This window comes from Streptomyces aureocirculatus, from assembly GCF_000720475.1.
Classification (GTDB): Bacteria; Actinomycetota; Actinomycetes; order Streptomycetales; family Streptomycetaceae; genus Streptomyces; species Streptomyces aureocirculatus.
Genome location: NZ_JOAP01000002.1, coordinates 188,624 through 200,907 on the forward strand (window position 1 = coordinate 188,624; position 12,284 = coordinate 200,907).

10 protein-coding genes are annotated in these 12,284 nt (G+C 72.6%); 2 read left to right on the top strand and 8 right to left on the bottom strand.

The window, feature by feature from the left end:
* The first annotated feature begins 806 nt into the window (after positions 1 to 806).
* Both IG78_RS0102685 and IG78_RS0102690 read left to right on the top strand, forming a co-directional pair.
* Entirely contained in the window at positions 807 to 1,163 is a 357-nt protein-coding gene (locus IG78_RS0102685; RefSeq protein ID WP_030559426.1) for a DUF779 domain-containing protein, read from the top strand.
* A 267-nt stretch (positions 1,164 to 1,430) separates the two neighbouring features.
* Positions 1,431 to 2,528: a phosphodiester glycosidase family protein gene (locus IG78_RS0102690; protein ID WP_404827692.1), complete on the top strand. Its 1,098-nt coding sequence runs from the start codon at positions 1,431 to 1,433 to the stop codon at positions 2,526 to 2,528.
* Between the two features lie 101 nt (positions 2,529 to 2,629).
* Here IG78_RS0102690 and IG78_RS0102695 read toward each other — a convergent pair whose 3' ends face one another.
* The 8 genes from IG78_RS0102695 to IG78_RS0102730 form a co-directional block, all read right to left on the bottom strand.
* Positions 2,630 to 4,231 carry a hypothetical protein gene (locus IG78_RS0102695; protein WP_030559429.1) on the bottom strand — a complete coding sequence of 534 codons (1,602 nt, stop codon included), beginning with the start codon at positions 4,229 to 4,231 and terminating at the stop codon, positions 2,630 to 2,632.
* A 152-nt stretch (positions 4,232 to 4,383) separates the two neighbouring features.
* Positions 4,384 to 4,578 carry a hypothetical protein gene (locus IG78_RS0102700; protein WP_030559430.1) on the bottom strand — a complete coding sequence of 65 codons (195 nt, stop codon included), beginning with the start codon at positions 4,576 to 4,578 and terminating at the stop codon, positions 4,384 to 4,386.
* Between the two features lie 128 nt (positions 4,579 to 4,706).
* Positions 4,707 to 5,609, bottom strand: coding sequence for a phosphatidylinositol-specific phospholipase C/glycerophosphodiester phosphodiesterase family protein (locus tag IG78_RS0102705; protein WP_030559432.1), 903 nt, complete (start codon positions 5,607 to 5,609; stop codon positions 4,707 to 4,709).
* A gap of 124 nt (positions 5,610 to 5,733) precedes the next feature.
* Positions 5,734 to 6,792 (bottom strand): 2-hydroxyacid dehydrogenase, encoded by a 1,059-nt coding sequence (locus tag IG78_RS0102710; protein WP_030559434.1) that lies wholly within the window; start codon positions 6,790 to 6,792, stop codon positions 5,734 to 5,736.
* A 49-nt stretch (positions 6,793 to 6,841) separates the two neighbouring features.
* Positions 6,842 to 7,456: a histidine phosphatase family protein gene (locus tag IG78_RS0102715; RefSeq protein ID WP_030559435.1), complete on the bottom strand. Its 615-nt coding sequence runs from the start codon at positions 7,454 to 7,456 to the stop codon at positions 6,842 to 6,844.
* A 58-nt stretch (positions 7,457 to 7,514) separates the two neighbouring features.
* Positions 7,515 to 9,032 (bottom strand): FGGY-family carbohydrate kinase, encoded by a 1,518-nt coding sequence (locus IG78_RS0102720; protein ID WP_030559436.1) that lies wholly within the window; start codon positions 9,030 to 9,032, stop codon positions 7,515 to 7,517.
* The gene (locus IG78_RS0102725) at positions 9,025 to 10,692 is read right to left on the bottom strand and encodes an FGGY family carbohydrate kinase (protein WP_225882063.1); all 1,668 of its coding nucleotides are present in this window, start codon (positions 10,690 to 10,692) and stop codon (positions 9,025 to 9,027) included. The genes IG78_RS0102720 and IG78_RS0102725 overlap by 8 nt, the downstream gene beginning before the upstream one ends.
* Positions 10,693 to 10,698: 6 nt before the next feature.
* Positions 10,699 to 12,039 (bottom strand): MFS transporter, encoded by a 1,341-nt coding sequence (locus IG78_RS0102730; RefSeq protein WP_030559439.1) that lies wholly within the window; start codon positions 12,037 to 12,039, stop codon positions 10,699 to 10,701.
* Between the last annotated feature and the right edge of the window lie 245 nt (positions 12,040 to 12,284).

Consider the following 12,284-nt stretch of genomic DNA (forward strand, 5'->3'; position numbering starts at 1 on the left):
TCGCCCCCACAGTGGCGATCCACGGTCCAGCAACCTGATCACCGGACGATCGCTCCGGCTCTTCTCACTCAAGGGCACGCGACAGAGTGCGTGCCCTGGGGCCGATGCCCCCGCATCCCCGTCGCGTGTTCCTCGTGTCCCTGCCGAACGAGCGATTACTGGGCGCCCGTTCCGTTGGTTCTCGGTTCGTCCCGGTCGCTCACCCCGTTCCCTGAGCGACCCCCGAACACCAGCAAAGACTCCGTCCTGCGGGCCGTGGAGTCAAGCGCCTTCAGAACCCGGCCGGACTGCTGACGAAATCTTAAACCGCGCCATGGTTACGGGACTTGGACGCCCTGCCGCGAAGGATGTGAACAACAGGTGGGCCGGGCCTCGTCAACCCTTCTCACGCCTTCACCGAAGGGCCCGGGAGCATTGCCGGAAGCCACACCCAGGGGATTTCGCGGGCCGGGTCTCCACAAACAGGGGAACAGTTCTGCCGAGTTATCAGGAACACACGTCAACGTTCCATATCGTCGGCAGAGTTCCTCTGAACAGAACAGCGGGCCCGCTTATTCGGTACACCGTGGTGACAGAACTCAGGAGACGGCTTATCGCGGTCCGGCGGTGAGCCCATGAGGGCGCCGAACCCGCGGGCAAGGCATGGCACCGAGTGTCCCGTCAGCAGGACACTGGGCGCACCATGTCCGACTTATCAGCTCATAGCATCCCAGCCTCTCGGGCCGCTGCAACCTCCTCGCAACGTCGAGGACCCTTCACTGGTCGGCGCAGGCACGATTCGCCCACGGACGGGAGACTCACGAGCCATGGCTGACACCCCTCGCGTGGAGCTGACACCGGCCGCCGCCGATCTGCTGCGGAAGCTGCGGCAGGCCCACGGCCCGCTGATGTTCCATCAGTCCGGCGGCTGCTGCGACGGCAGCGCGCCGATGTGTTATCCGGACGGAGAGTTCCGCACGGGTGACTCCGACATTCTGCTCGCGTCGCTCACCGTGGCGGGGGTGTCGGAGCCAGTACCGTTCTGGATGTCCAAGACCCAGTTCGAGGTGTGGAGCCACACCCGGCTCATCGTCGACGTGGTGGCGGGCCGGGGCAGCGGCTTCTCCCTGGAGGCGCCCGAAGGGGTGCGTTTCCTCATCCGTTCCCGGCTGGTCGGCAGCTAGCCACCACTGTCTGGTCAAGTCCTCCTGGCACTGGGAAAGTTGGGCGGCCCGGCTCCTATCAGAGGGGGACTCGTGACACGTCGTACGCAGTGTGGTGGACGGTGCGGAACCGGCTCCCGGCGGTGGGCGGGCGGCAGAGGTGCGCTGACCTTGTTCACGGCTCTGACCACGCTGGCCGGTGTCGCCCTCACCGGGGCGACACCGGCCGGTGCCGTTTCCGGCGGTGCCCCCGGCGGCCCGTCGGGGAGCATGCGGATCGCCCCCGGCGTGGCGTACCGCGACTACGACATCCCGGCCGCGAACGGCACGGCCCACGCCCATGTCCTGGACGTGAACCTGCGGGACCCGCGCGTCCGCGTCGGCCTGCTCCACCCGGGTGCGGTGGGCGCCCGCCAGGCGGTGTCCGCGATGGCGGACCGGGCGGGCGCGGTCGCCGGAGTCAACGGCGACTTCTTCAACATCACGGAGACCCAGCACCCCGGTGTCGAAGCCACGGGTGCGCCCGTGGGCCCCGCCGTCGCCGCCGGCCGCCCGCTGAAGGCGGCCGTTCCCGACGGCCAGCGGTTCGGGCCCGCGCTGCCGCCCGGCACCACCACCGAGGACGTCCTGGGGGTGGGCACCGACGGCAGGGCCCGCCTGGACCGCATGAGCCTGGACGGCCACATCAACTCCCGGCAGGGGCGGCAACCGCTGCGCGGTCTCAACCAGTACGCGCTGGCGGAGGGCTCGATCGGCGCGTTCACCAGCCTGTGGGGCAGCACCTCACGGGTGCGTGCGACCTGCGGCACCGACACGGACCGGGGCGCGCCGTGCAGCACGGACACCTACGAGGTGACGGTGCGTCAAGGCAAGGTGGCCGCGGCAGCCGACACGCCCGGCCGCGGCGCCATCGCGGCGGACACCACGGTCCTCGTCGGCCGCGAGGCGGGCGCCAAGGAGCTGCGCAAGCTGTCGGTAGGCGACTCGGTGCAGGTGCGGCACCGCCTCGTCGCGTCCGCCTCCCGGGTGCCGTACGGCTTCGCGCTCGGCGGCTATCCCGTGCTGCGTGACGGCGCGCCGCTGGCCGGGCTCGACGCGAAGGTCTCCGCGGTGCGTACCGCCGCCGGTGTCTCCGCCGACGGCAGGCGTCTCTTCCTGCTCGCCCTGGACGGCGCCGCCGAGTTCCGCACCGGACTGACCATCGCCGAGGTCGCCGCCGCCCTGCGCACCCTCGGCGCGGACGACGGCTTCAGCCTGGACGGCGGCGGTTCGAGCACCCTGGCCGCGCGGGCACCGGGCGCGCCAGCGGTGTCGGTGCGCAACCATCCGAGCGGCGGCGCGGAACGGCCCGTGCCCAACGGCATCGCGGTGTTCTCGGGCAAGTAGTTCTCCGGCACAGTAGTTCTCGGGCATGTAGTTCTCGGGCGAGCGGGCGTTCTCGGGCGAGCGGGCGTTTCGGGCGAGCGGGCGTTCTCGGGCGAGCGGCCTCACCCCGCGTCGCGCACCGCCACCAGGCCGTTGAACACACCGACGTACGCGGTGCCGTCCGGGCCGAGGGTCACGGGCGCCCAGTTGTTGTCGTACGCGACGCCCGTGCCGGTGAGCCGCTTCCAGCGGGGCTCACCGGTGCGGAAGTCGACGGCGGTCAGGTACCAGGCGTCGACGCCGAGGCGGTGCGGTTCCTTCGTGTAGAAGTAGAGGAGCCCGTTCGCGGCCGACAGTTTGGGGACGGTCGACGGGGAGCGCACGGGGCTCTCCCACACCGTGTCGCAGCCGCTGCCGTCCGCGCGTACGTCGATCCGGGTGACGCCGCCGACGACGCTGCGGCCGAAGGTGAGCGACGTGACGTTCTCGTAGCCGTAGTTGTTCTCGACGACGAGGCTGTTGCCGTGACTGACCATGGAGTTGTCGGTGGTGGACGCGTCGGCGCCGAACACCGGGACCTTGCAGACCTGGCGGCGGCTCGCGGGTATGCCGGGGTCGCGGCGGTGGACGAGGACGTTCATGCGGCCGTCGGCGTTGTCGGTGATGGCGACGTAGTCATCCTCGGTGCCGAACAGGTCGGGGGTGGTGCCCGAACCCTGGTTCACCGAGCCCGGTTTGGTGCCGGTGCCGCGGTCGTAGGTCTCGCGCCACAGGATCTTCGGGGTGCCGTCGGGCGCGGCCTCGAAGCTGTACAGGGCGTGGTCGGAGACGATCGAGACGCCGTCGGCGGCGACGGAGAACGAGTTCTGGATCTCCTCGCCGGTCAGCCGGACCGAGCGGATGTCCCCCGTGCGCGGGTGGACGGTGCCGACGCGCCCCTGCCGGGTCACCCACCAGATCCTGCCGTCCCAGTCGGGCATGACGGAGGTGACCGGGTCGCAGGTGCCCGTGGGGTACAGGTTGGTCCAGGACACGCAGTCGTGCGGGACGTGCGCCGTCAGGTCCCAGTCGTCCTCGACGACGAAGCGCCAGGTGCCGTCGGCCGCCTGCTCGTGGGCGAGCCTGACGATGTGCTGCCGTGAGTCGGCGAGCACCAGCCGGTCCCGGTCGTCCAGGTACGCGTAGGCGCCGCCCGAGGTGTCCTTGAAGATCTTGGAGAAGTCGAGCCGCGTGATGGCCTCGACGGTGGAGGGACGCTGAGGCAGCTTGTGCTCCGCCAGCGTGCGCAGCGTCCGCGGGTCGAGAAGCTTCACCAGGAACCCGGTGAAGGTGCCGCAGACGGTCACGAGGCGCCCGCCCTTGTCGAAGGTGACGGTCGCGCACTCGCCGCCGATGGCGGCCATCTTCTCGCTGGTCACCTCCGGCGCACGGCCGAGTGGGCCGCTCCAGGGGTACGTTCCGCTGCCCGCCGCGTCCGCGTGCATGCCGCTGCGGCCGTTGGCGGCCAGGTACGGGTGCTGGGGCGGTGGGGTGCCGGGGACGGGGCGGGGCGTCGCGGGCGCGCCGGTGTACGGCTCGACGAGCCGGTGGCCGGGGGCGTTGGGTATCTCGTCCGCGTACGCCGGGGCGGCGAGGGCCGGGAGTGCGGCGGCCGTCAGGGCGAGGCACAGGGCGAGGACGCCGCCGCGGGCGCGGCCTCGGTTGCTTCGGGCGATGCGTGGCATGGGGCGAAGTTAGGGCCGACCCCTTGAAGTGTCCATGAATGTACGGGAGTTGTTCACGGGACAGAAACGATCATGATCACGACCGGCCACGACCGGCCACGACCGGCCACGACCGGAAAGTCAGGGCATCAGGGCATCAGGGCAGCAAGGCATCAAGGGTGGATTCCGCTGACGATGTCCGCCGTCGCCGTCATGCCGTTGTGGATGGTGGGCGCGACGCTCGTGCTCGCGAGATAGAAGCCGAGCAGCCCGCACACCACGGCGTGCGACACCTTCATGCCCCCGCTGCGCAGCAGGATCACCGCCACGATCGCGAGCAACAGCCCCACGGAAATCGAAACAGCCATCACGGACCTCCTCCGCCACGCCGGAATCACGCCTTTCGGCCGCAAGTGTGGCGTAGCGGAGGGTTTGTCCGGGCGACCGGCGTGTCTGCCGGACGAGTGGTTTCCCGGGAGTCCGGGCGTACGGGCCGTTACCTTCCGCGCGCGTCGAGGAACGCCTGGAGGCCCGCCAGGTCGTCGGTGTTGAGGTGGTCGACACCGGCGGCGAGGAGTTCACCCCACACCGCGTCGCGGGCGGGTCCTGGCAGATCGGGGGTGGCCCAGAAGCGGACGCGCTGTCCCCGCCGGTGCGCCGCCGAGACGATGCCGCGCAGCTTCCCGCGTTCGGCGGGCGGGATCGGGCCGACGCCCCGCCAGGTGAAGTTGAGCGACCAGTTGTCGCTGATGAGCGGGATGAAGGAGGCGGGGGCCGCGGTGCCGAGATCGGCGAGACGGCCGTCGTAGAAGGCGCGGCGCACCCGCTGCCCCACCATCGGCACCCGGGCCGCGCGGTCGCCGGAGATCACGGCCGTGACGGCGGAGCGGTACACCTTGCCGTGGGCGTACGTGGTGAACAGGTGCCGGTAGCGGCGAAGGCGCAGATCCAGCTCGCGGTACGTCGACGCGCCCTCGGTCTTGATGTCGATCAGGAGCTGGAACTGGCCCTGCCGGCGGGCGTACACGGAGCCGTGGTGGGTGCGGACGCGGGCGGCGAGCGGGTCCAGGTACAGCGATTCGAGGGTGCGGGCCGGGTCGAGGTCCTCCGGGTCGTGGGCGACCAGGAGCTTTCCGTCCACGAGGAAGATGTCGGCCTCGACGCTGGTGAAGCGGTGGTCGAGGGCGTCCAGGAGGGGACGGGCGTGTTCGTAGTCGTTGTGGGCGTGGGCCTGGGCGAGGGGACGGGGGCGGTGGCGTCGTGCTCCCGCGGGCGCGGGGCCCGGGGACCGCGTGGCCGGGGCGGCCGGGGTCGCGGCGTGTGCCAGGCCGGGCGTGGCGACGGCGGTCGCGACGGCCGCGCCGAGGGTGGTCAGGGCTCTGCGGCGGGTGAAGGCCATGGGGTACCTCCCAAAGGACAGGGTGGGGTGGGGACAGCGTGAGTATGAGGCTCCGCTCGCGCCACGAAACCTCTCTGTCCTGGGAGTTGGCGCTGTCGACGCCGTGAGTTCACCGCGTGCGCGGTCAGCCCCGTACCTCCGGGTTCGCGCAGTGCGCAAGGGGCTCGCCCCGCAGGTGGCGGCCGACCTCCGCGGCGACGATACGGGCGGCCTTGTGGGCGACTTCCTGGCTGGCGCCCGCGATGTGCGGGGTCATGACGACGCCGGGGGTCGTGAGGATGCGGGATCCGGCGGGGACCGGTTCCCGCGGGTAGACGTCGAAGCCCGCGCCGGCGAGCTGTCCGCTGTCCAGGGCGTCGCAGGCGGCGTCGTAGTCGAGGAGCGCGCCGCGGGCGCAGTTCACCAGGATCGAGCCGCGCGGCATCCGCGCGATCTGCTCGGCACCGATCATCCCGGTGGTCTCGGCGGTGACGCGCGCGTGCAGCGACACGATGCGGGAGCGCGTCAGCAGCTCGTCGAGCGTGACGGGTTCGGCGATGCCGGTGAGCGCCCGCGGGGACACGTACGGGTCGTGCACGAGCACCTCGGCGCCCATGGCCACCAGGATCCGTGCGACGCGGCTGCCGATCGCCCCGTACCCGACCAGACCGACGGTCGCGCCCTCGATCTCGATGCCGCAGTTGTCGTAGTCGTAGTAGTCGCCGCGCCAGACGCCCTCGCGCAGGTCGGTGTGCGTGTCGCCGACGCCGCGCGCGGCGGCGAGGAGCAGTGTGAGGGTGTGTTCGGCGGTGGCGACGGCGTTGCGGCCCGGGGCGTAGCAGACGGCGACGCCGTGCCGGGTGGCCGCCTCCAGGTTGGCGTTGACGGGCCCGCCGCGGCTGACGCACACCAGCTTCAGGCCGGGGCTCGCGGCGAGGACCCGTTCGGTGAGCGGCGCCATCTGTGTCACGCACACCTCGGCGCCGCGCAGCGCCTCGATCAGCTCGTCCTCGGTGCCGGAGGCCTCGATGACCTCGCCGACGGGGCCGAACGGCGTGTGCGGCCAGGGCAGCGTGAGTTCGCGGACGTCCACGGCCACGGCACCGCCGACGGCCTTGCGGACCTCCGCACCGAGCAGGCGCGGCAGGACGAAGTGGTCGCCCGCGGCGAGAACGGTGGTGCCGGTCGTTCCGGTGGTGCTCATCAGGGCCTCTTTCTGTACGGGGGATGCCGGTCGGCGCGTGGGCCGTCGGTCAGTGCGTGGGGTGCGCGGGCGCGTTGTAGCGAAGGAGCGACGCCTGGCCGCCGCGCAGCCGCAGTTCGGTGAGCGCGCCGTTGTCCATGTGCGGGAACACGCGGCGGTACGCGCTGAGCGGGATGCCGAGTTCGTGGCACAGGGTCAGGCGCAGCAGCGTCGAGTGCGCCACGACGAGGACGCGGCCGTCGGGGAACTCGGCCGCGAGGTCCGCGAGGCAGGCGCTCGCGCGGGCGGCGGCCTTGCGCGGGTCCTCGCCGTCCGGCAGGTGGTGGGTGACGGGATCGTCGAGGAACGCGTCGAGCTCCCCGGGGAAGCGTTCGCGCATCTCCGCCCGGGTGAGGCCTTCGCCGCGCCCGAAGTCGACCTCGCTGAGGCGCTCGTCGACGCGGGGCGGCACGCCGATGGCCTCACCGGCGGGCGCGGCGGTCAGGCGCGCACGGGACAGCGGTGAGCTGAACACGGCGTCGATGTGCTGCCCGGCCGCCCAGGCGGCGAGTTCGGCGGCCTGGAGCCGGCCGCGCGGGGTGAGCGCGACGTCGGTGCGGCCCGCGTAGCGGTTGCCGTCGTGCCAGACGGTCTCGCCGTGGCGTACAAGGATGAGGTGGGTCACTGCGCTGTCCTCACGTGGTTCACTGCGTGGTCTTCTCACCGGTCCGTGCGTGGTCTTCTCACCGGTGCGTCGCCGACCGGTGTGCTCTGCTGCGGGCGTGGGCGGCGAAGTCCGGGGGCAGCAGGCCGCGGTCGGCCAGGGCGTCGACGAAGCCGATGTGGACGGGCAGCCAGCGCGCCGTCCGCGCCGGGTCCGGTGCGATCTCGGTGCCGGTGCGCACCATGGCGGCCGCGGCGTCCCGCACCGGCACACCGCTCGACGTCGCCGCGAGCACCGCCATGCCGACGGCGCTCTCGGCCTGTGCGGGCAGGTGCACCGGGCGGCCGAGCACGTCGGCGCGCAGTTGGTTCCAGTAGGGGTTGCGCGTCGCGCCGCCGGTGAAGGTCAGCGGCCCTTCGACGGGTGCGCCGATGTGGTCCAGGTAGTCGAAGCACAGCCGCTCCACGCAGGCGACGCCGAGCAGGTACGCGTGGAAGAGGCCCGCCTCCCCGCGTGGCCGACCGAGGACGAAGGGCTCGGCGTCGATGGCGCGGAACGGGAACCGTTCGCCGCCGCTCGACACCAGCGGGTAGGCGACGGCGTCGTCGTCGACGGCGGCCCCGGCCGCGGTGAGCCGTGCGAGGTCGGCTCCGGGGAACTCGCGCGCGAGCACGCCCGCGCCGCTGCCGGACGCGCCGCCCGGCAGCCAGGTGGAGCCGGGGCCGCGGTGGCAGTAGACGACACCGCCGGGGTCGCGCACGAGGTGCGGGCTCACTCCCTTGAGGACGAGGGTCGTGCCGAGTACCGAGTTCCACGCCCCGGGTGCGAGGGCGCCCGCGCCGATCTGCGCCGCGCAGCCGTCCGTCATCCCGGCGACGATGGCGGTGCCCTCGGGGATGCCGGTGGCCGCGGCGGCCGCCGCGCACACGGCGCCGAGCACGGCGCCGGGGCGGACCACGTCGGGCAGCAGTTGTGCGGGGACGCCGAGTTCGGTGAACTCCGGGGCGGGCCAGCGTTCGTCGACGAGGTGGTAGCCGCTTTTCAGGGCGTGGCTCGCGTCGCTCGGTACCTGCCGTCCCGCGAGGCGCCGGGTGACGAGGTCGGGCTGGTGCAGCAGCCGTGCGTCCGGGCGGGCGGCGGCGGGTTCGTGCTCCAGGAGCCACAGCAGCTTGGGCAGCGCCCAGGACAACTGCATGGAGCGGTAGCCGAGCTCGCTCCAGACCTCCGCGCCCGCCGCGTTGACGCGCTCGGCCTGGTCGGCGGCGCGTCCGTCGTCGTACATCAGGCCCGGGGTCAGCGGGGTGCCGTGGGTGTCGGACAGGAGGATGGTGCCGGAGGTCGCGTCGAGTGCGAGGCCGCGGACACGGGCCGGATCGTCGAGTGCGGACGTCGCCTCGCGGCAGGCCGCGGCGAGCGCGGTCCACCACTGCTCCGGGTCCTGCTCGTGCCGGTTCCCGTCGCGGTGACTGGTCAGCGGCCGGGACGCGGCGGCGAGCACCGTGCCCGCGGAGTCGACGGCGACGCAGCGGGCGCTCTGCGTACCGAGGTCGAGGCCGAGCCAGACGGCGTCGGGCGGGAGGCGGTGCGGGTCAGTCACGGGGAACTCCTGAGGGTGCGGCGGTCGCGTCGGCGGGGGTCGTCGCGGACGCCTCGGGGGTACGGGTTCCGGGCGCCGCGGGGGTACGAGCCCCGGATGCAGCGGGGGTACGAGTCCCGGGTGCAGCGGGGGTACGAGTCCCGGGTGCAGCGGCGGTACGGGTTCCTGGCGCCGCTGCCGTCCACCCCGCGTCCCGCGCGATCCCCCGCCAGCGCAGGAACTCCTCGTACAGACCGGTGTAGAACCCGGCGCGCTCCGGGTCCGGCTCCCAACTGGTGCGCATCCGCACGTACTTGCTGGCGGCGCTGTGCATGCTGGATTCGGCGCCGGTGAGCACGAGGCCGGTGAGGAAGGCGCCCTTGGCGCCCAGTTCGGTGTCGCCGGAGCGGGCCGTGGGCACGCCGGTGGCGTCCGCGATGAGGCGGCACCAGTCGTCGCTGTTGGCGCCGCCGCCGCACAGCCGCAGCTCGGTGACGCTCGTCCGGGAGGCCGCGAGCGAGTCCCGTACGACGAGGGAGAGACCGTCGAACACCGAGCGTGCCAGGTCGGCGGGGGTGTGGTTGAGGGACAGGCCCCAGAACGCGCCGCGGGCGCGGGGGTCGAGGAACGGCGCGCGTTCACCGGCCGGGGACAGATACGGCAGGAACATCAGGCCGTTCGCGCCGGGGGGCGCGGAGAACGCGAGGGCGCCCAGTTCCGGCGGCCCTTGGAGCTGGAGGGTGCGCGCGGCCCAGCCGAGCACCTCGACGCCGTTCAGGGTGGGGAAGGCGCGCAGGACACGCTCGCGGCCCCGGTAGGCGATGTTGATGCCGGACGGTTCGCCGGTGGTGTCGACGTCCTTGCGGACGATCTCCGTACAGATGGTGGTGCCGAGGATGCCGCACGCCTGGCCGGGGTTGACGACGCCGACGCCGCGGGCGGTGGAGGCGATGTCGTACGGCGCCATCACCACCGGCAGGCCCGCCTGGACGCCGAGCTGGGCCGCGGCCTCGCCGGTGATCTCGGCGATCCGCTCGTGCTCGCCGAGGACCCGCGGCAGGAGCCGTGCGTGCGCGGTGAGGCCGAACAGCTCCACGATGTCCGGGGCGTAGTCGCCGGTGGCGTGGTCGAGGAACGGCGCGGAGGCGTCCGACTCGTCGATCGCGGTCACGCCGGTCAGCTTGAGGAACAGCCAGCCCGCGGCGGTCAGTGAGGCGCTGGAGCGGGCGAGGCGGTCGGGGTCGTGGGCGGCGAGCCAACTGAACACGGCGTTCGGCATGCCGCTGCACGTCAGCGAACCGTTGCGGCAGAACGCCGCGTCCAGGACGCCCTCGCGCTCCCAGCGCGTCAGGATGTCGCCCGCGCGCCCGTCGGACCACAGGACGGCGGGCCCGGTGGGCCGCCCCGCGGCGTCCACGAGCCAGGCGCCGTCGCCCTGCGCGGTGAAGGTCACCAGCCAGACGGGGTCGGCGCCCGAGGGGCGTTCGGCGAGGGCGGACAGAGCGGTGCGGACGGTGTGGACGACGGCGTTCCACACGGCTGCCATGTCCTGCTCCGCCCAGTTGGGGTGGCGGCGCTCCACCTCCGTCGCGAGCCGGGAGACGGCGAGTTCACCGCCCTGGTCGTCGAAGACAACCGACTTGATCATGGTGGTGCCGACGTCGATGGCGAGTACCGACATGATGGTTCACGAACCCTTCGAGACGGAGGCAGGGGCGGGGGTGACGGCGGGCGCGCCGGGCCGCGGTGCGGGGCCGCTGTCCGCGGCCGTGGTCCTCAGTACGAGGGTGAGGCCGGCGCTCACCGCATGGAACCCGGCGAAGATCCAGACGACACCGGCCACACCGAGCGGCCCCTGGAAAAGGCTGACGACGAGCGGCCCGACGAAGGTGGAGGCCCCCGCCCCCAGGTTCAGGGCGGCCATGGCCTGGCCCTTGTGGGCGGGGGCGATGGCGGTCATGAGGGCGGAGAGCGGTACGTACCCGGACAGGGTGGCGCCGTAGAGCACGGCGACCAGGACGCACAGCGCGTACCGGTCGCCGCCCGCCGCGGGGACGTAGTAGAGGAGCAGCGTCGAGAGTGTGCAGCCGACGCCGCCGCACCAGGCCACCGTCGCGCGCCAGCCGACCTTGTCGCCGACGACGCCGAAGAGCAGGTTCGTGACGATGTTCGTGGCGAACATGATGGCGAGCAGTCTGAGCCACTGGGCGTTCGAAAGCCCGACCTCGTGCCGGAACCACGCCGGAAGCATCACCAGAAAGCCGAACTGCGAGGCCGTGTTGAGCATCCGCACCACGGCACCGGCACCCACGCGCGGCTCCCTGACGAGGATGGTGAGGCTGCCGGCGAGCCCGGCGAGCGGGCTCTCCCCGGGCGGGGCGAGCCGCGTGGTCCCGGCGCGCTCACGGACCAGGAGCAGTGCCACGAGCCCGCCGGCGACGACGACCGCGAGCGCGGCCCACAGGGTGCCGCGCTCCCCCACCCGGGGGATGAGCAGGCTGGCGATGAGCGAGCCGAGCGTCGGCAGGCCCGCCGAGAACGCCGACCAGAACCAGCCCATGGCGCTGCCCATCTGCCGGGGCGGCGCGACCGCGGCGATCCACACCAGGAAGGCGTACGCGAACAGCGGGTAGGCCAGGCCGCGCAGGCCGTAGCCGATCAGGAGCAGCGGGTACGCCTCGCTCGGTACGGCGACGGCGAGGAAGAAGACGTGCGTGACGACGAAGGCGGCGAGGCCGAGCCACATCACGCGGCGCGGACCCCACAGGTCGGAGAGCGCCCCCGACAGCCAGCCCGCGACGGCACCGGTGACGCCGTACACGGTGAAGACCATCGCGACCTGCGACGAGGAGATGCCGAGGTCTTCGAGGTACGGGGAGAGGAACCCGGCTTCGATGCCGACGCCCGTCATGAAGACGAGCAGTCCGAGGTAGCCCCAGGACAGGGGCTGCGGAATCCCGGCGCGTGTGAACAGCGAACGCGGCCGGGCGGTGTCGCCCGGGACGGGCGGCACGGGGGTGTTCGTCATGGAAGCTCCCCTGGGGACGGTGGGGCGACGGGACGGCGGACGGTGCGCGGCGCTGGGGTGAGCAAACCGCTGGCCGAAAAGGCACGTCAAACACCGGGAAAATCCTCACGCGGCCGGGCCCGGCCGCCGTGTGACGCGGGCGGCGGCCGTCCGCCCCTGACTGGGGCCCTGGGATGCCGGTGGCGTGAAGTACGTGAGAACATCACACCGGGATTTCACATGGGGACGGCACAGGGCACGGGGTG

What these genes read in the sequence shown, in the direction of transcription:
- IG78_RS0102725 (WP_225882063.1), bottom strand. Translation starts at nt 10,692, where the DNA reads ATGTCGGTACTCGCCATCGACGTCGGCACCACCATGATCAAGTCGGTT.
- IG78_RS0102700 (WP_030559430.1), bottom strand. Translation starts at nt 4,578, where the DNA reads ATGGCTGTTTCGATTTCCGTGGGGCTGTTGCTCGCGATCGTGGCGGTG.
- IG78_RS0102710 (WP_030559434.1), bottom strand. Translation starts at nt 6,792, where the DNA reads ATGAGCACCACCGGAACGACCGGCACCACCGTTCTCGCCGCGGGCGAC.
- IG78_RS0102695 (WP_030559429.1), bottom strand. Translation starts at nt 4,231, where the DNA reads ATGCCACGCATCGCCCGAAGCAACCGAGGCCGCGCCCGCGGCGGCGTC.
- IG78_RS0102685 (WP_030559426.1), top strand. Translation starts at nt 807, where the DNA reads ATGGCTGACACCCCTCGCGTGGAGCTGACACCGGCCGCCGCCGATCTG.
- IG78_RS0102705 (WP_030559432.1), bottom strand. Translation starts at nt 5,609, where the DNA reads ATGGCCTTCACCCGCCGCAGAGCCCTGACCACCCTCGGCGCGGCCGTC.
- IG78_RS0102730 (WP_030559439.1), bottom strand. Translation starts at nt 12,039, where the DNA reads ATGACGAACACCCCCGTGCCGCCCGTCCCGGGCGACACCGCCCGGCCG.